Origin of the sequence: Flavobacterium magnum, assembly GCF_003055625.1 — a bacterium.
GTDB classification, from domain to species: domain Bacteria; phylum Bacteroidota; class Bacteroidia; order Flavobacteriales; family Flavobacteriaceae; genus Flavobacterium; species Flavobacterium magnum.
On record NZ_CP028811.1, the window covers coordinates 12,810 to 30,569 of the forward strand.

Sequence of the window (17,760 nt, forward strand, 5' to 3'; positions counted from 1 at the left end):
TCGTTCGGGCCGCAGTGTATTTAGCGCCGACCAGCATATTTTTAGCGATTATGCCATTACGCCCGGCCATGTCTTCAATGTGTTTAGCGATAGCGAGAATATGTTTAGTAATCACTGTACAATATTCAGCGAGGGCTACAATGCTTTCAGCGATGGCCGCAAAACGGGCGTTATGCCCTGTTCAATTAAACCAGTACCAACAGATGAAACAAACCACCCCACTGATCGATATCGGAAACATGATCCGGCAGCATATGGATAAAAAAAGGGCATCCCTTTCAGAACTCGGACGAGTTATCGGCAAAGACAGCAGTACAATCAATTATTACCTGCGCAGCGCATCGCTGCCTTCAGACACGCTGCTGATCCTTAGCCATGCCCTGAAGCACAACTTCTTTGCAGATGTAGCGGCCCTGCTGCCCGAAACCTATACGACTACGGCACCGCCCGACACCTCCAAAGACGAAACCATCGCCCTGTTGCAGCGGCAGATCGAAATCCTGCAGGCTGAAAAGGCGCTGTTGGTGGGATTGCTGGAGAAGTGAACCCCAAAAGCGATATGCTATAAATGAAAATGGTACAAATCAGGTGAATGAAAAAGGATTTGTAAGAATGTTGTCTAATTTAGCGGGAGGTTTGGATGCATTTTCCGGCAACGCTGATTTTACGAATTGGACGAAATTGACTTAGAATGAACAAACTGATGCAGCCATACCTTCTGACTGCCTTTAAAATATATAAATTATGAAAAAAATATATCTGGCACTATTGTTAATTGCAGGAATTTACAGCAATGCACAAATTACCGCTGGGCTTCATGATGGTTATTGGCTTGAAGACATGCCTGTTGGCAGCTATGTAAAAGACACTGACAATGAACTTGACCCTTTTGCGGGCAAATGGGTCTGGACTAACGGAAATGAAAAGGTAACTTTCAAATTGCAGAAAGTGGTTCACTATCTTTACCCTTGCGGTTCTTATGAGGATTTTATGATTGGCAATTATTCTTACACAAAGGATAATGGTCTCACAACTGTTGTAAATACAATTAATCAGGTTTTAAGTCTTGATCCTGAATTACACCCAATGTCGGCAATAGGAGCAGAAAATAATTCAAAAATTAAATTTACCTTTCAGGATATAGCATTAAATAAAAAATCTTGTTGGGCTTATTTTGAGTTCTTACCCGGAAGCACAACGCAAATGACGGTTAAATTTGAAAATTCCGAAATAATGGGCATCGTAGTCGATCCTAACAATCCGCCGCCGCCTTATAATTATGGCTTTACAATCCCACAGGGAATTGTTTTGACCAAACAGTAATGATTTAGCCATCCGGAAGGGTGACTTCACTTTGTTATTATGAACAATACATTCAAATATTATGTCAACTATGAACTTAAAAATCATTTTATTACTCATCTTCATTTGGCCTAAAAACCTGTCTGCGCAGTATGAAATGAAAGGCACGCTCAGCAACAACGAACGGAACACTGTAATTTCTGAGCTTTCTAAATTGAGCAATACCGAAATAGATACGTTAAAAACAATTGTCATCAATTTTTATCTCAGTCCTGATGAAAATCCAAATGGAACCTGTATCGATCATTACACCTCCGACTGGAAATACATTAAGTTCTTCAAAAAGAAGAAATCAAAAGCGATGCAGTTTTTCATCACGGAAAAGAATTATCATTATAAAAAGCCATTCGTAAAAGAAGACACCAACAATGTGATAAAGAATCTGCTTTTTACAGATGCGAAGCAGTGTGGCAACTATATCATCATAAAACCGGATGGGAAATTCTTGAAGCGGTTAAGTGAATACCGCCAGTTTGACATTCCGGATATCATCAAAAAAATGTGACGGAACCATTCAAGCATTTTAACCTATAAAAAAACGCCCTGCATCAACAGGGCGTTTCCAATTGTAAAAACTTAATATCAGGCGTTGCCCGCCTTTGCGATCAGGTTCAATGCCGATCCTGCCACAAACCAGCCAATCTGGCCTTCGTTGTAGGTATGGTTGGCAAGGATTACATCTACCGAGCCGTCTTCGTGTGTAAACTCGAGCGTCAAAGGCACGCCCGGCGCAAACTCGGTCAGGTTGGTAAAGTTGATGGTATCGTTTTCCTGGATTTTATCATAGTCGGCTTCGTTGGCAAACGTCAGCGCGAGCATACCCTGCTTTTTCAGGTTGGTCTCGTGGATCCTTGCAAACGATTTCACAAGCACCGCTTTGACGCCCAGGAACCTCGGCTCCATGGCAGCATGCTCCCTTGAAGAGCCCTCGCCATAATTGTGGTCGCCCACAACGATGGAAGGAATTCCGGCAGCTTTGTAGGCACGCTGTACGGCCGGCACCGCTTCGTAAGCGCCGGTCAGCTGGTTTTTCACCGAGTTCGCTTTCTGGTTGAATGCGTTGATCGCACCAATCAGCATGTTGTTGGAAATGTTGTCGAGGTGCCCACGGAAACGCAGCCAGGGTCCGGCCATAGAAATGTGGTCAGTGGTACATTTACCGAAAGCCTTGATCAGCAGTTTGGCATTGGTGATGTTCCTGCCATCCCACGGTTCAAATGGTGCGAGCAGCTGCAGCCTTTCAGAGGTAGGGCTCACCACCACCGACACGCCCGATCCGTCCAGGGCAGGCGCCTGGAAACCGGCATCTTCCACTGCAAAACCTCTCGGCGGCAGTTCGTTTCCTGTCGGCTCGTCCAATTTCACTTCCTCGCCGTCTTCGTTGATCAGCGTATCCGTCAATGGGTTAAATGAAAGGTCGCCGGCGATGGCCAGTGCCGTGACGAGTTCCGGCGAACCTACGAACGCGAGTGTGTTCGGGTTGCCATCGGCACGCTTCGAGAAGTTACGGTTAAACGAGTGGACGATGGTGTTCCTTTCTTCTTTCTCTGCACCTTCCCTGTCCCACATCCCGATGCATGGTCCGCACGCATTAGCAAAAACAGTCGCGCCGATCTTATCAAAAGTATCGATAAAACCGTCGCGCTCGATGGTATACCGCACGAGTTCCGAGCCCGGTGTAATGGTAAAATTCGATTTTGTCTTTAATTTCTTATCAGCAACCTGTTTGGCTAACGACGCGGCGCGCGAAATATCTTCATAAGAAGAGTTTGTACAGGAACCGATCAATCCGTATTCAATCTTGAGCGGCCAGTCATTCTTGATGGCCTCTTCTTTCATTCTCGAAATGGGCGTAGCCAGATCGGGCGTAAAAGGACCGTTCAGGTAAGGCTCCAGTTCAGAAAGGTTGATTTCAATCACCTGGTCAAAGTATTGCTCCGGGTTGGCATATACCTCAGCATCACCAGTCAGGTAAGATGCGATTTTGTTGGCTTCATCAGCGATATCGGCACGGTCCGTCGAACGCAGGTAACGGTCCATTGATGCATCGTAACCGAAAGTTGATGTCGTGGCACCAATCTCGGCGCCCATATTACAGATGGTTCCTTTCCCGGTGCAGGACATGGCTTCTGCCCCTTCTCCGAAATATTCCACGATGGCTCCGGTTCCGCCTTTTACGGTCAGGATGCCAGCCACTTTAAGGATAACGTCTTTTGGCGCGGTCCATCCTGAAAGCTTTCCGGTGAGTTTTACACCGATGAGTTTCGGGAATTTGAGCTCCCACGCCATACCGGACATCACATCTACGGCATCAGCACCACCCACACCGATGGCCACCATACCCAATCCGCCGGCATTCACCGTATGCGAATCGGTACCGATCATCATACCGCCCGGGAATGCATAATTTTCAAGCACCACCTGGTGGATGATCCCGGCGCCCGGTTTCCAGAACCCGATACCGTATTTATTAGATACAGAGGAAAGAAAATCGAATACTTCGTTGCTTTGTGTCTTGGCGCGTGCCAGATCGGTTACGGCATCGACTTTGGCCTGGATCAGGTGGTCGCAGTGTACCGTGGTCGGGACAGCTACTTTCGCTTTTCCGGCGTGCATGAACTGCAATAACGCCATTTGTGCGGTCGCATCCTGGCAGGCCACGCGGTCCGGCGCAAAATCAACATAGTCCTTGCCCCTTGTGAACGCTTTTGAAGGAGTGCCTTCCCAAAGGTGGTTGTATAAAATCTTTTCAGTCAGTGTTAACGGACGCCCGACGATTTCGCGTGCTTTGTCTACGCGGGCAGTCATGTTCGCATACACATTTTTAATCATTTCAATATCAAATGCCATATGAAAAAGTATTGTTTGTTTTCGTGAGGCAAATTTAAGGAATTGAAAGCAAATTTGAACTATTTCTAACAAAAACCGCGTTTAAAGGCATTATTATTCCTGAAAATGAATTTTTTGTGGTTATTTTTGATGAAAATTAGCTTTTAAATTAAAATTTTGCCTAATTGTTAATTTATGGGATTTTTTTTGCCGATTCCGAAATGGGCATACACTGAAACCTTCTCTGCTAAGCAAAGAACGTTTCTAAATTACACGCCGACATCACTAAATTCCTTAAGTTTGCGGAAATGAAGGCTAAAAAAATCCTTACCGGTTTTTGCATCGCAGGCATCGTGGTCGTGCTGGCGCTGGCATTGGCTTACCACAGGATGACGAACCGAAATAAGGCTGTCGCCAAAGGTATTTTTTTATACCGCACCGGCCTGGCCGACAGACACTGGCAATTGAAGCCAACCACTAAAAAATACACATTGGTTTCCCCGGATTTTCTAATCGACGGCATCTACAAATCGATGGAAGGCCCGACATCGATGCACATGGTGGAACTCACACAGGATACGGCTTTGGTCTGGCTCACCGGTTTCAGGGTGCAGGCGCTCGACGCCAGGACCAGGAAGAAAATTTCAAATGACTTTGTATGCCACACCAATTTTGACCTCAACGAAGTGCGGTATTACGATGGGCTGCATCTCGAAAACCGCATCGGGACGAAGTACCCTCGTGTCACCTCATTATCACACGGTATGGAATCGTTTCATTTCCCAAAAGGGTATGGCGTGCCGATGCGCGGAAACGATTTGCTGAATGTAACGACCGAGTCGCTGAACCATAACATTAAAGACACCGTTCTTTGGGTAAAACACCAGGTCGACATCGAATATTCGGAACAGGAATTGAAGCCGCTGATGTTCGGGAGTGCCTTTATCATGTTGCCCTATGACGAGTACGACCCGTATAAGGAACCGATGGATCCCTCAAAAAATTACTGCATCCCGATTGAGACCGGGGCGCACAATTACAAAAATGCTGAAGGAAAACGGCTGTCCGGGCATTGGGTGATCCCGCCCGGAAAAAACACTTACAGGAGCAGCGCCAATGCGCAGTTACAGATCAGGGACAGCTTACGCCTTCATGCATCGGCAATCCATGTGCACCCGTTTGCAACATCAATTACATTGTTTGACAAAACAACCCATACTGCGGTGTTTACGAGTCGGGTGGTAAATTTTAAGGACCGGATCGGGATTGAACGCATTGAGCCGTTTTCGTCTGAAACCGGCGTGTGGCTTTACAAGTCGCATGATTATGAAGTGGTGTTGACGGTCGACAATACGACCCGCGTCAACCAGGATATGATGGGAACGATGTTCCTGTTCTATTACGACAGTGAGCTCGATGCGAAACTGCAGCAGCGGAAGCGAAAGGCAATGTGATCCGTAATCCTTGTACACTTCAGGTCTTTTTACGATCACGGAAGGCGAGTACCGGTTTCTCGATTAATGCGTAAGTGAACCAACTGAGCAACAGCGTGATGGAAATATAAAGAGCGGTAAACGTATACCTGTCGGACTGGTAAAACCACGAACGCATCAGCTGCAGCACGATACTGTAATGCCACAAATAAACTGAGTACGAAATCATGCTTACGAACGCTATGGGCTTTGAGATCATCCATTCCGTTTTTTTCCAATCAGACAGCACGGGAAGGAACAATGCAATGGCGGTCGTGACCACAGTAAGGTAAAACACATTCCAGAACAGCGGGGCATTCCGTATTGTGAATTGAAAATAGCCTATCCCTGCAAAGAGGAAACACAGTATTAGCAGGCCCGCAAAGCATAACATCCATTTGCTGTTTATCCAGAATTTTTTGAAATTTTCGGCAATCCAGCTGCAAAGCACGCCCATATAAATGGCATCCAGCCGGTAGACGACGACCATTTTCAGATCGGTATTCCATACCACGACATCGGTATTTTGAGTGGTTTGGTGGAAATACAATCTGGCCCCAAATGAGCACAGTAACAACAGGCATGTGCCCAAAAGAAAAAACAGGCTTCGGTTGTTTGGCCTGAAAACAACCCCTGTTAGGAGTAACAACAATGGCAACAGCACGTAACTGAATTCTTCGACGCTGAGACTCCAAGATTCGACGAAAAACAACGGGATCTTCCCGGTAGCATTCTGGAGGAAAAAGAAGTACTTCCAAAGCCCGTCCGGCAAACCGGAATAGACCACTCCAATCAGGATGTTCACCAGCAGTATCGTATAATAAAGCGGCAACGTCCTGAGCCACCGCCTGCGCAGAAACGACAGCACGGTGGGTAAACGAAAGTGTTGATCGACGTACAATCGGTAGAGGATGGTCCCGATCAGGAAGCCGCTCAAAACACCGGATTCAAGGTAAGTGCAAAGCTATTACAGCGCGTTCCAGCTTAAGGACCGGATCGGCAAGCAGTATCCCAGGATGGCGACCCTATCGCACGGTTTCGAAAGCTACCAGTTTCCGGCAGGTTATGGCGTGCCTTTAAAGGGACGAAACTTACTTCTGGTTACAACCCAGGCCATGAACCAGAATATCGGGAACATCAATACGTTTGTGCGGCATAACGTCGTCATCGGCTATTCGAAAGACAAAAAAACGAAACCACTCCAATGCCGGACTGTCTTTATCGAATTGCCTTTCGATAAGAACGATCCGTTCAAGGATCCGCTGGACCCTCCCGCAAATATGTGCACCCCGGTAGAAACGAAAAATCATGTGTATGACGACGGTAAAGGCAATAAATTGTCAGGACACTGGATCATCAAGCCGGGCAGGAAAACGTTCAGGACCGATGTCAGCAAAATGCTCCTGCTCACCGACAGCCTCAGGCTGCACGCGGCGACAATACACGTGCATCCGTTTGCGACGTCAATCGCTCTGTACGATAAAACGGCTAACAAATGTATTTTTAAGAGCCATATTGTCAATCATCAGCACGGCATCGGAATCACCTCGATAGAATCTTTCTCCTCAGAAGAAGGCATTTGGCTGTTTGCCGATCACGCCTACGAATTGCAGCTCGATGTAAACAACACCACTTCGGGCGACCGCGAGATGATGGGCAGCATGTCGTTGTTCTTCTATGATAAGGAACTGGACGATATCTTAAACAAAAAAGCCCGGTAACGGAAGTCATCGGGCTTAATGTATGTCGATATGGATTTAAAAAAGGGAGGCGACGATTTTTTCGATAGAAATGCCTTCGGCGTCTGCTTTGTAGTTCTTTACCACACGGTGCCTGAGGATTCCCACGGCCACGGCTTTCACATCTTCAATATCCGGGGAAAACTTCCCATGGAAAGCTGCGTTGGCCTTAGCGGCCAGCACCAGGTTTTGCGAAGCCCTCGGCCCTGCACCCCAGTCGATGTAGTTCCTGATATAATCGTTTGAAAGCGGGTTATCCGGACGTGTCTTGCTGACGAGCGTTACGGCATATTCAATGACATTATCAGCCACGGGGATACGACGTATCAAATGCTGAAAATCTATAATCTCCTGTGCCGAAAATAGCGGGTTCACTGTAACTTTCGCGTCCGACGTCGTGCTTTTGACTACCTGTACCTCTTCCGCAAACGAAGGATAATCAAGTTTTATCGAGAACATGAAGCGGTCGAGCTGCGCTTCCGGAAGCGGATACGTACCCTCCTGCTCTATCGGGTTTTGTGTCGCGAGTACAAAGTACGGCAAATCCAGTTTGTAGTTGTGCCCCGCGATGGTCACCGCGCGCTCCTGCATGGCTTCCAGCAAGGCGGCCTGTGTTTTCGGCGGTGTACGGTTGATCTCATCCGCGAGGATGATGTTTGAGAATATCGGCCCTTTTATAAACTTAAACTGTCGGCTTTCATCAAGGATTTCACTCCCGAGGATGTCCGAAGGCATCAGGTCAGGCGTAAACTGGATGCGTTTGAAGTCTAACCCCAACGCCTGCGCAATCGTATTTACCATCAGTGTTTTCGCCAATCCCGGAACACCCACCAACAGCGCGTGCCCTCCTGAGAAAATACTCAGCAGGATCTGGTCAACCACTTCCTCCTGCCCGACAATGACTTTTGAAATTTCGTTTTTAAGCGCATTCCTTTTCTGGACTAATTTTTCTACAGCGGCTACGTCAGACATGTTTGGTAATGAATTTGGTTGATGATGTGATGGGCAAATATAAATTATTTTTTAAGCCAGTTATTGGCGAACTCGCAATTTCTGTACTCACCGTTAATCTTGATGTAAGTTTCCTTGATTTTTTCGTTGGTCCACTTGCCGATTTCCTTAATTTGCTTTTCCTTGAGCGCAAGGTCTTTTATCTTGAGGTAATCTTTGGAGTAATCGGCTACGTGTTCCGGAATCTTATTGGTCACCATAACGATCTTGTACATTTTCTTTCCGCTTTGGTCTTCGTCTTCAAACGGAAATGAGATTTCACCGGTTTTAAGGTCCGAAATCTGTGCATACAGGGATGGGTCCATTTTCGTGAGGTCGAACTTCGTGTCTAATGTCCGCGGATTGATCAGCGCACCACCATTTGTCTTTGTCTCTTTTTCGTCTGATGAGTTGCGGGCCGCGTCTGCAAACGAGATTTCCCCCGCAAGGATCTTTTTCCTGATGTTGGTAATCTCCTCCTTGGCGTCACGCATGGCTGCTTCGGTGATTTTCGGCTGAAGCAGGATGTGCCTTAAATCGACTTCCTGCCCGCGGATTTTTTCGATGTAGATGATATGGTATCCATAGACGGTTTCAAAAGGTGCGGAAATCTGGCCTTCGTCGAGGCTGAAAGCGACGTCCTTAAACTCTTTTATGAACGGCGTTTTGCGGTTCATTTTGTAATATCCGCCATTGGACTTTGATCCCGGGTCCTGCGAATACAGGACGGCCTTACTAAAGAAACTCGAGCCGCCTTCCTGGATGTCCTTCTTGAACTCGTTGAGCTTGTCAATGACTTTCTGTTTCTCTTCCTGTGAAACGACAGGGTTGATTACGATCTGGGAAACCTCGACTTCTTCCCCGAAAGTGGGCAGTTCCTCCTTCGGTATCTTCTTGAAGAAATTACGCACCTCTTCAGGGGTTACTTCCACTTTTTCTACAATTTTCTTACGCATTTCGCTCGTAAGCTTGCCCATTTTCAGGATGTCGAAAAAATAGGTGCGGAATTCCTCTTCGCTGTTCTTTTTGTAGAACTTGACGAGTTTATCGATCGTCCCGCCGGTTTGCTCGAGCATGGCGGTGATCTTCTCGTCCATAATGCTGTTGATTTCCGCGTCGGTTACCACAATACTGTCTTGTACGGCCTGGTGCGCATAGAGCCTGTCCTCCATCAGCATGCCCAGCATCTGGCAGCGTGTGATATCCTTGATAGAATTGCCCTGGCTTTGCAACTCTATAAAATTCTTATCAATATCCGAATCAAGTATCAGGTAATCCCCGACGGTGGCCACAACGCCATCAATCTTCTGTCTTTTGTTGCTGCTCTTTTTCGCCGGCACGGTATCCTTGATGATTTCCTGTGCGCCGGCATTGAGGCAGGTCAGCAATACCAGGGTACATAGGGTTAAAACCTTCTTACTTATAAATCTCATACTTCTCATTTTTGATGGCATCATCGGTTATTTCTTTTTCAAACTGTTTGACCAGCGCTAATTTCCTCCTGTTGAGTATCACCTGCTCCAGCGTAGGCCTGAGGTACTGGTACGGGCTGATTTGGTTTTTGTCAATTACATCGCGCACTTTAACAATGTAAGTATTATTGCCGTCCGGGTGCTCAAAAGCGATGCCGGGAGTAATGTACCTGTCCCTGTTGTCAGGATTTATGAATGGCAGGCGGCGGTAAATCTGTCCCATATCGACCCAGACTGAATCGTTCAGCGCCGAATTCTTAAACTGCACCTGATAGGTGTCCCAAAATTTTTTGTCCGATTTCCGGAAGTCCATGAATTTACTCCTGATGGCTGCAAACTTCGGATGGTCTTTGGGCACGTTAATGAACCGAAGCCTGACGAGGCTGCCACCCGTCCTGAAATTGTCCTTATTCTCGTCGTAATACTGCTTTAATTCTGCTTCTGAAACCACTGTATCAATCGAGCGGTTTACGATTTCCTCAATATAAGCCTTAGTATACAGGTCACTTTTGTATTGTTTAACCAAAGCGTCGAATTCACTTTTCTTTTCTTTTCCGAGGTTGACCTCAGCCGCTTTGATAAGCAATTTGCGGCTGGCCCAGCGGTCTATAAAACTCCTAACGATCACGATGCTATCCTGTTTGGAAGTACCCGGTGGCACCAGGTCTTTAAGGTCGCTTTTGTAAAGGTAAGAGGTTTCCACCCTGGCCACTGCTTCAGGTTTTGCTTCGGGCTTCCGGCAGCTGAGCAGGCCAAAAAAAAGCATCAATATCGCTGCCGTTCTGGTCATTTAAGATTTTATCTCTTTCTTGACGCGTTCAAAAACATCCTGGTTCACCTTGATGCTGAATTCCTTCTTCAAATCAGAAACCCAGTTTTCTTCAAGATACTGCTGGTAATCGTTAATCACCTTGCCCTTGCATTCGTCGAGTTTCTTGGTGCCTTCGGGAATCACCTTGTTGACTTTGGCTGTAAAATAATAGTCGCCTTTCTGCAATGTAGGGACAACACCGGGCTGTGAGGTGATGTTCTTGGGCAATACATCACTGCCTTCCTCAAACACCCCTTCATTAATCATGATGTTTACCGCATCTTTCGTATTGAGTTTCTCTTTGATAAAGTCAGCCGATTTGCCCTGTTCGAGCATTTTCTGTGCTTTTTTGGCATAATCCGGATTGGTTGACGAAGCGATCAGCACATCATATCTTTTCTTCCACTTATAATTTTGCTCATGCTTGCTGTAAAAATCCTGCAACCCTAAGGTATCCGTTTTCGACTTCTCCCAGATTTCCTTTTCCATGAGGTCAAACAACAGCAGTCCGTCGCGGTACTCTTCCATCACGTCCGCAAATTCCGGGAATTCTTTCTCCAGATCGTTGTTGTAATATTCATTAAGCTGGTCATCCACAAAATCCTCATAAAGCTTTCCAACCGCTTTACCGATGGGCTTGAGCTCCAACGGCGCTTTCTGTCTTTTGTTCACGAACTGCAGAAAAGTATTGGCCGCGACGGGCTTGTCCTGTATCCTGAAAAGCGGCTTCTCAAAATCCTTTACGTCTTTCGGGGCATTCCAGCTGCTGCTGTAGTAATCATCTGTAACCGCCTTTGAAACCTGCGCGTACAGTTTTTCGTCGCGCCTGACGGGAAACTTCTTGCGAAGCTTTTCATTCATAGAGTTCGTGATAAGCCTCGAACGCTCGTCTTTCCTGATTTTGCTGTCCAGTTCGGATTCCATCTGGTCGTAGGTTTTTACAGGAAACTTGTCGAGCAGCTTCACGATGTGCCAGCCGAATTCAGATTGGAATGGCTCGGAAATGGGTTTATCCTTGGTTAAAGAGAAGGCAACATTCTCAAATTTTTCGGAACTCAGTTCGCCTGAAGCAAAACGGCCCAGGTTGCCGCCTTTCGCAGCGGAAGACTTGTCGTCTGAAAATTGCTGGGCGAGGCTTTCAAAACTTTCACCCTGCTGTAGTTTTTTGTAGATGTCGGAAATCGTCGACTTGGCTTTCTCCGCCGACGCAGGATCTGAAGGATTGCTGATCATGATGTGCGCCACACCCACTTCGCCGCGGTTGTCGCGGATGTCTTCCACCTTGATCAAATGGTAGCCGAAACGCGTGCGTACGATGTTTGAAATTTTGCCTTTTTCGGTCTTGTACGCTGCGGATTCGAAGGGATAAATCATCCTGAAAACGGAGAAGTAACCCAGTTCACCTTTGTTTTCCTTAGCCGATGGGTCTTGTGAAAATTGTTCGGCCAATGCCGCGAAATCCTGGCCATCCAGCGCCTTTTTGCGTACATCGAGAATTTGCTTATAGGCTTTCAGGGTATCTTCCGGACTTGCATTTTCGTCCACCATGACCAGGATGTGGGACGCCTTAATCTCTTTGAGTGAGCGGTTGTAGGCTTCCTGGATCAGTTCTTTGGTAACTTTAGTGTCCGTGAGGTAATTCTTAGCGAGCTGGCTTCTGTAGGACTTGAGCTCGGTTTGGTATTTTGGATTGTTTTGCAGGCCGAGTTTGTTGGCTTTGTTGATCTTGAGTTTGTAGCCGATGAACAGGTCAAGATATTGGTTCAGGTCTTTCTGGCTCTCGTCTTTCACCAAATCGATGTTTTTCTTGTACACCCTGGCAAATTCATCAGTATAGTAGGGCTTGTCATCGATAGAGAACAGAACTTCTTTTTTGCTGTTTTGGGCCACAGCGGCCAGATTCAGGGTCAGGAAAAACCCTAAAAGCAATTTTTTCATTTTCATTATTGCTGAATTTTCAATTTAAATTTGATTGTTTTGGTTTTCGGCTTAAGGTTTTAGTGTTTCAATCAAATAACAATCGACAAAATTAACAATTCAAATACATTATGCAAGTATGTTAGATACTATTAACAAAAAATTATACGAGGGTAGCAAACCCGCGCAAACCCTTATAAATATTGGGATTACATATCTGTAACTATGAATTGGCTCCTTCGGTTTTGCTGGTGCTCTGCTTCAGTACATTCCACACCGTCCCTGCATTTGTTAATAAGCTGTGATTCGCCGTAACCCTTCGCGGTTAGCCTGCTCGCGGCTATGCCCTGCCTGATGAGCCAATTCATTGTGGCTTTGGCGCGGCGTTCAGACAACCTGAGGTTGTATTTCTTAGTCTGACGGCTGTCCGTATGCGAACGAATGTCGATTTTCAATTTCGGATTGGCCTGCATCAGCACCAGCACCTTTTGCAGTTCCACCGCGGCTTCCGGTCGGATGTCCGATTTATCCAAATCGAAATAAATCATGCGGATGCCCAGTTTCGGGGCTACATCATCGCCTTTGGCAAATTTCAGGTTTCGTTTCCCGAGTGCGATATTCACGGTAGTTTTCCCGTATTCCTTCGGTATCATTACGTCGACTTCACGGGTTTCGTGTTTGAGTTTACTTGCCCGAAGATAGTAAGTCCGGTCGCAAAGTACGTTGAACTGATAATTCCCCAATTCGCCTGCGTACATTTCCTTGATGATATTGAAATTGGAATCGAGCAACACTACCTGTGCATTTCCTAAGAAATCGCCCGTTTCCTCATCCGTTACATAGCCTTCCAGGACCTGCTCACAGGTAATCTTTCGGGTTTCCGTAAATCGGTAGATGTCGTCGGAGCCCAAGCCTCCGGGGCGATTGGAGCTAAAAAATCCGTTTCGGCTTTTGCTGTCTATCATAAACGCAAAATCATCATGACCCGAATTCAGCGGTTCGCCAAGGTTGAGTACCTCTTCCTGTTCGCCGTCGTCTGTGATTTTCGACACGAAAACGTCGAGACCACCCAGACCCGGATGCCCATCAGACGAGAAGTAGAGCTCATTATCATCTGATACGAATGGAAAAGTCTCCTTACCTTCGGTGTTAATTTTGGGGCCAAGATTCTCGGGTTTGCCGAACGTCCCATCCGTGTAGACATTGATTTTATACAGGTCACTTTGCCCGTAGCCGCCCGGCATATCCGAAGCAAAATACAGGACGCGGTCATTGGGGCTCAACGCAGGGTGTGCACAGCTGAACTGGTCGCTGTTAAAATCGAGTTCCTCCACATCAATCCATTCGATCTCATCAAAAGTGGCGCGGTATAATTTGAGCAATGTGCGCCGGTCCTTACTCCGCCCCTTCTTACCGTCCGTGTAATTGTTGCGTGTAAAGTACATTGTTTTCTGGTCTTTGGTAAAAACCGCCGATGCCTCGTTGAATTTCGAGTTCAGGATGTTGGTGAATTTTTCAGGTTTGGCCATGCTGCCGTCGACTTTCGCCTTCGACGCATACAAATTACTGAACGCCTGATTGGACCATTTCATCTTTCGTACAAATGGCCCACCGGTATCCCGTGCGGTGGTAAATACGAGATCATCGCCGAAAAAAGCGGCGCCGTAATCGGACTGTGGCGAGTTGAGTCCGGCGTTTTTGATATTGAACCGACCGGAATTTTCCTTTATCTTTTCAAGATAATCCGTATTGGAAACGTAAATTTTTGCCCTCGAGTCGTTCGCTGATTTCGATGAGAAAATAGCCATCATCTCGCTGGCCCGGTCGTAACTCCCAATCGATTTCAGTGATTGCGAAAAACGGAAGTAATATTCAGGCTCCACGTCTTGGTTGAGGCTGAAAAGTTCGTTATACCAAATCGCAGCCTTTTCAAATTCTGAATTGAAATAATATGCATTGCCCAGTTTTTCGAAAAGTTCCACCGATTTATAACCTTTCTTTGCGACCTGTTCATAAATAGCAATCGCGTCGATGTAGGAATATTGCTCGTATTTCTTATCTGCGGCGGCAAGCTTCGCCTTTTGCGGGTAAGCGTGGACATAAAAAAAAACGGCGAGCAACAGCAACAATTTAGATCGGGGGGCGGTCATAAATGAAGTTATTATTTTAAATGCAAATTCTGATTCCTAACCCTGTCGGCGTTAAAAATCAGAATTTGCAGGAAATTTCTTTTTATTAAAATTCAACCACGATGAATTGGCTTCGCCTGTTCATCTGATGCTCGGCTTCGGTACATTTTACCCCATCGGCACATTTGTTGACGAGTTGTGTTTCACCATATCCGCGACCGGTAAGGCGTGATGCATCGATACCATTTCTGACAAGCCACTCAATGGTCGACTTGGCCCTTTTCTCTGACAGTGCCATATTGTATTTATACGTGGCACGGCTGTCAGTATGCGACCGCACGTCAATTTTCATTGTCGGATACTGGTTCATCACTGCGAGTACCTTCTCGAGCTCGAAAGCAGCATCTTTGCGGATGTTCCATTTGTCGAGGTTGAAGTAGATGGTCGGGATGTCAAGCACACCGCGTTCTGCAAGGTCGACTCCCGGCTCGATTTTGACGATGCGTTTCTTGAGTGTCAACGGAAGATAAGTGTTTCCGTTTTGCTTTGGCGCAAGAAACGGGGTCTCGTTCGTCTCATAATCCGTTTTATCTGCCCTGATGTAATATTTGCTGTCACAATCGACCGGGCCAAAGGAATACTTGCCTTCGCTGTCGGTATTGACTGTTGTGATTTTTTCCATTTCAGAATCATACAATACGACCTGTGCGTCGGCAATGGGTTGGTTGGTTTCCGAATCAGTCACCACGCCTTCGAGGATCTGTTCACAGTTGAGTTTACGCAATTCCGTGAATTTGTAAATATCGTCGAAACCTTTCCCTCCTTCGCGATTTGAGGTGAAATACCCTGTCCTGGTCTTGGTATCAAGTAAATAGGCGAAATCGTCCTTACGGCTGTTGAGGGGTTGTCCCAGGTTCTGGATGTTCCGGAACACGCCGTCTTTGCGGATTTTTGCCACAAAAATATCAAGTCCACCCAAGCCCGGATGACCGTCAGAAGCGAAATACAACTCGTCTTCATCGGTCACATAAGGAAACGACTCCTTGCCCGGCGTATTAATCGAAGCGCCCAGGTTAACCGGCGTTCCGAACGAACCGTCCTCATTGATAGCCACTTTATACAAATCCGATTCACCGAACGAGCCCGGCATATCGGAGGCAAAGTACAATGTCCGCTCGTCAGCGCTGAGCGCCGGGTGCGCGCAACTGTACTCGTCGTTGTCAAAAGGGAGTTCCACGACGTTAGTCCATTTGTCTCCTTCGAGCGTGGCTTTGTATATTTTCAGCAGGATGATGTCGAAACGGTTTTCGCCCTGCCGTCCGCGGTTGAAGTTGTTTCGTGTGAAATACATGGTCTTTCCATCTTTCGTAAAAACCGGAGTCGATTCATGGAATTTGGTGTTCACTTCTTTAGAGAACTTGGACGGTTTTCCCAGCACGGCATCGAAGTCCTGTTGTACTTCTGAATCGTACAGATTGCTAAACGCCTTGTTGTTCCATTTGTGCCTTCTTTTGACAACCCCTCCCGTGTCGCGTGTCGTCGCAAACACTAGCTTGTTGCCTACCATGGAGCTGCCGTAGTCAGAATATTCTGAATTGATTCCGGCATCCTCAATGTAAAACCTTTTGGAATTCAACTTGATGACCTCAAGATAGTTCCGGTTGTCTTTAAACAGCATCGCCCGTTTGTCGTTTCCTGATTTCTCGTTGAACTTGACCATCATCTGCTCAGCCTCGGTGTATTTGCCAACCGACTTCAATGACTGGGCATAGCGATAATAATATTCTTCCTTTTGCTCCGGATTCATTGTAAAGAGCTCGCGGTAGGCACCTTCAGCCTTTTCGAACTCTGAATTGAAATAATACGCATTGCCCAATCGCTGGAACATCTTTTCGTCCTTGTATCCTTTCTTGGCGATGGTCTCGTAAATTTTGATCGCATCCACGTAAGCGTAATTGTCGTATTTCTTCTCCGCTTTCTTCAGCGAAGTCTTTTGTGAATACATGTTTACTGCACCGAAATTCACTAATAGTAGGATGAATAATATTGATTTTTTCATGGTAGTGCGTATTAGAAGAATCTTGGGGAAATAATTTTTTCGTAATTCCTGAACAATTCATACCTCAGGAATACTTCATGCGATCCGGAATTGTAGTTGGCCAGTTTTGTGGTCTCAAGATCGTAACCATAGCCCAGGAAGAACGAATCGTTGATCTGGAATCCGACCATGGCGCTGAGCGCAGCGTCCCAACGGTATGCTAGACCAAGATTGAGCTTGTCGTTGATCAGGAAATTCCCTGAAACGTCAACCTGCAACGGCGCACCTTTAACCATTTTGGTAAGCAAAGCGGGCTTGAATTTTACGCTTTCACTCAGGTCAAACACGCGGCCGGCAATCAGGAAAAAGTGCATCTTCTCACTGGCGACAGAGCTCGTGTTGTCTTCATAATGGCTGGTTTCCAAAAAATGCGGAATCGACACCCCGATATAGGTCTTATCGGAATGGTAGTAAATACCCGCACCGATGTTTGGCGTGAAGCGGTTGTCGATGTTGTCCTGCTGGCTGATCGCGTAATCACCCGGATTCCTTAACGTAAGCCTGCTGAAATCCACGCTGAGGAGATTGGCGGTGGCTTTCAGACCGAAAGACAGCTTCCATTCCTCCGATGTCTTGATGGTATAGGAAATATCGGCGGAAATGTCGTTTTCATCCGAAATACCGATCCTGTCGTTGATCACTGAAACCCCTAACCCGATTTTACTGCCTTCAATGGGAGTGTGTATGGATGCGGTATTGGTAACCGGTGCCCCGTCCAAACCGACCCATTGTGTCCTGTGCAGCACGAAAGCACTCATTACACCTCTTGAACCAGCGTATGCTGGATTGACGTTAACCGTATTGTACATATACTGCGTGAACTGTGCATCCTGTTGGGCATACATTCCACTGATTAACATTAAGGCAAAAAATAAAAATTTAGTTCTCATTCTTTATAAGTTTTATGTAATCCGGAGGGCTCTCACCCTCCGGAATTAACT

14 protein-coding genes are annotated in these 17,760 nt (G+C 46.5%); 5 read left to right on the top strand and 9 right to left on the bottom strand.

Annotation, left to right across the window (positions count from 1 at the left end):
• The first annotated feature begins 203 nt into the window (after nt 1-203).
• From HYN48_RS00075 to HYN48_RS00085, 3 genes are all read left to right on the top strand, one after another.
• Complete coding sequence (locus HYN48_RS00075; RefSeq protein WP_146171699.1) at nt 204-545, top strand: helix-turn-helix domain-containing protein; 342 nt, start codon at nt 204-206, stop codon at nt 543-545.
• A gap of 199 nt (nt 546-744) precedes the next feature.
• Nucleotides 745-1,323, top strand: a complete 579-nt coding sequence (locus HYN48_RS00080; RefSeq protein ID WP_108369196.1) for a DUF6705 family protein — start codon at nt 745-747, stop codon at nt 1,321-1,323.
• A gap of 70 nt (nt 1,324-1,393) precedes the next feature.
• Entirely contained in the window at nt 1,394-1,867 is a 474-nt protein-coding gene (locus tag HYN48_RS00085) for a hypothetical protein (protein ID WP_108369197.1), read from the top strand.
• Between the two features lie 77 nt (nt 1,868-1,944).
• Here the strand turns inward: HYN48_RS00085 and HYN48_RS00090 are convergent, their stop codons facing one another.
• A complete protein-coding gene (locus HYN48_RS00090; RefSeq protein ID WP_108369198.1) occupies nt 1,945-4,212 on the bottom strand; it encodes an aconitate hydratase in 2,268 nt (755 codons plus the stop codon).
• A 287-nt stretch (nt 4,213-4,499) separates the two neighbouring features.
• Here HYN48_RS00090 and HYN48_RS00095 point away from each other — a divergent pair, with 287 nt between their 5' ends.
• Nucleotides 4,500-5,645, top strand: coding sequence for a hypothetical protein (locus tag HYN48_RS00095; RefSeq protein ID WP_108369199.1), 1,146 nt, complete (start codon nt 4,500-4,502; stop codon nt 5,643-5,645).
• Between the two features lie 19 nt (nt 5,646-5,664).
• On the opposite strand, the gene HYN48_RS00100 is transcribed toward HYN48_RS00095, so the two are convergent.
• Nucleotides 5,665-6,600: an acyltransferase family protein gene (locus HYN48_RS00100; protein WP_108369200.1), complete on the bottom strand. Its 936-nt coding sequence runs from the start codon at nt 6,598-6,600 to the stop codon at nt 5,665-5,667.
• Between the two features lie 19 nt (nt 6,601-6,619).
• On the opposite strand from HYN48_RS00100, the gene HYN48_RS00105 reads away from it, so the two are divergent.
• Nucleotides 6,620-7,384, top strand: coding sequence for a hypothetical protein (locus HYN48_RS00105; RefSeq protein WP_108369201.1), 765 nt, complete (start codon nt 6,620-6,622; stop codon nt 7,382-7,384).
• 36 nt (nt 7,385-7,420) lie between these two features.
• On the opposite strand, the gene HYN48_RS00110 is transcribed toward HYN48_RS00105, so the two are convergent.
• The 7 genes from HYN48_RS00110 to HYN48_RS00140 form a co-directional block, all read right to left on the bottom strand.
• On the bottom strand, nt 7,421-8,374 hold the full coding sequence (locus HYN48_RS00110) for an AAA family ATPase (RefSeq protein WP_108369202.1): 954 nt from the start codon (nt 8,372-8,374) through the stop codon (nt 7,421-7,423).
• A 44-nt stretch (nt 8,375-8,418) separates the two neighbouring features.
• Complete coding sequence (locus HYN48_RS00115) at nt 8,419-9,825, bottom strand: peptidylprolyl isomerase (protein ID WP_245945966.1); 1,407 nt, start codon at nt 9,823-9,825, stop codon at nt 8,419-8,421.
• Nucleotides 9,809-10,654, bottom strand: a complete 846-nt coding sequence (locus HYN48_RS00120) for a hypothetical protein (protein WP_108369204.1) — start codon at nt 10,652-10,654, stop codon at nt 9,809-9,811. The genes HYN48_RS00115 and HYN48_RS00120 overlap by 17 nt, the downstream gene beginning before the upstream one ends.
• Nucleotides 10,655-12,619 carry a peptidylprolyl isomerase gene (locus HYN48_RS00125; protein ID WP_108369205.1) on the bottom strand — a complete coding sequence of 655 codons (1,965 nt, stop codon included), beginning with the start codon at nt 12,617-12,619 and terminating at the stop codon, nt 10,655-10,657.
• Nucleotides 12,620-12,801: 182 nt separating this feature from the next.
• Complete coding sequence (locus HYN48_RS00130) at nt 12,802-14,742, bottom strand: OmpA family protein (protein WP_108369206.1); 1,941 nt, start codon at nt 14,740-14,742, stop codon at nt 12,802-12,804.
• Nucleotides 14,743-14,827: 85 nt separating this feature from the next.
• Nucleotides 14,828-16,780: an OmpA family protein gene (locus HYN48_RS00135; protein ID WP_108369207.1), complete on the bottom strand. Its 1,953-nt coding sequence runs from the start codon at nt 16,778-16,780 to the stop codon at nt 14,828-14,830.
• Nucleotides 16,781-16,791: 11 nt separating this feature from the next.
• Nucleotides 16,792-17,709: a PorP/SprF family type IX secretion system membrane protein gene (locus HYN48_RS00140; protein ID WP_108369208.1), complete on the bottom strand. Its 918-nt coding sequence runs from the start codon at nt 17,707-17,709 to the stop codon at nt 16,792-16,794.
• Nucleotides 17,710-17,760 lie beyond the last annotated feature (51 nt).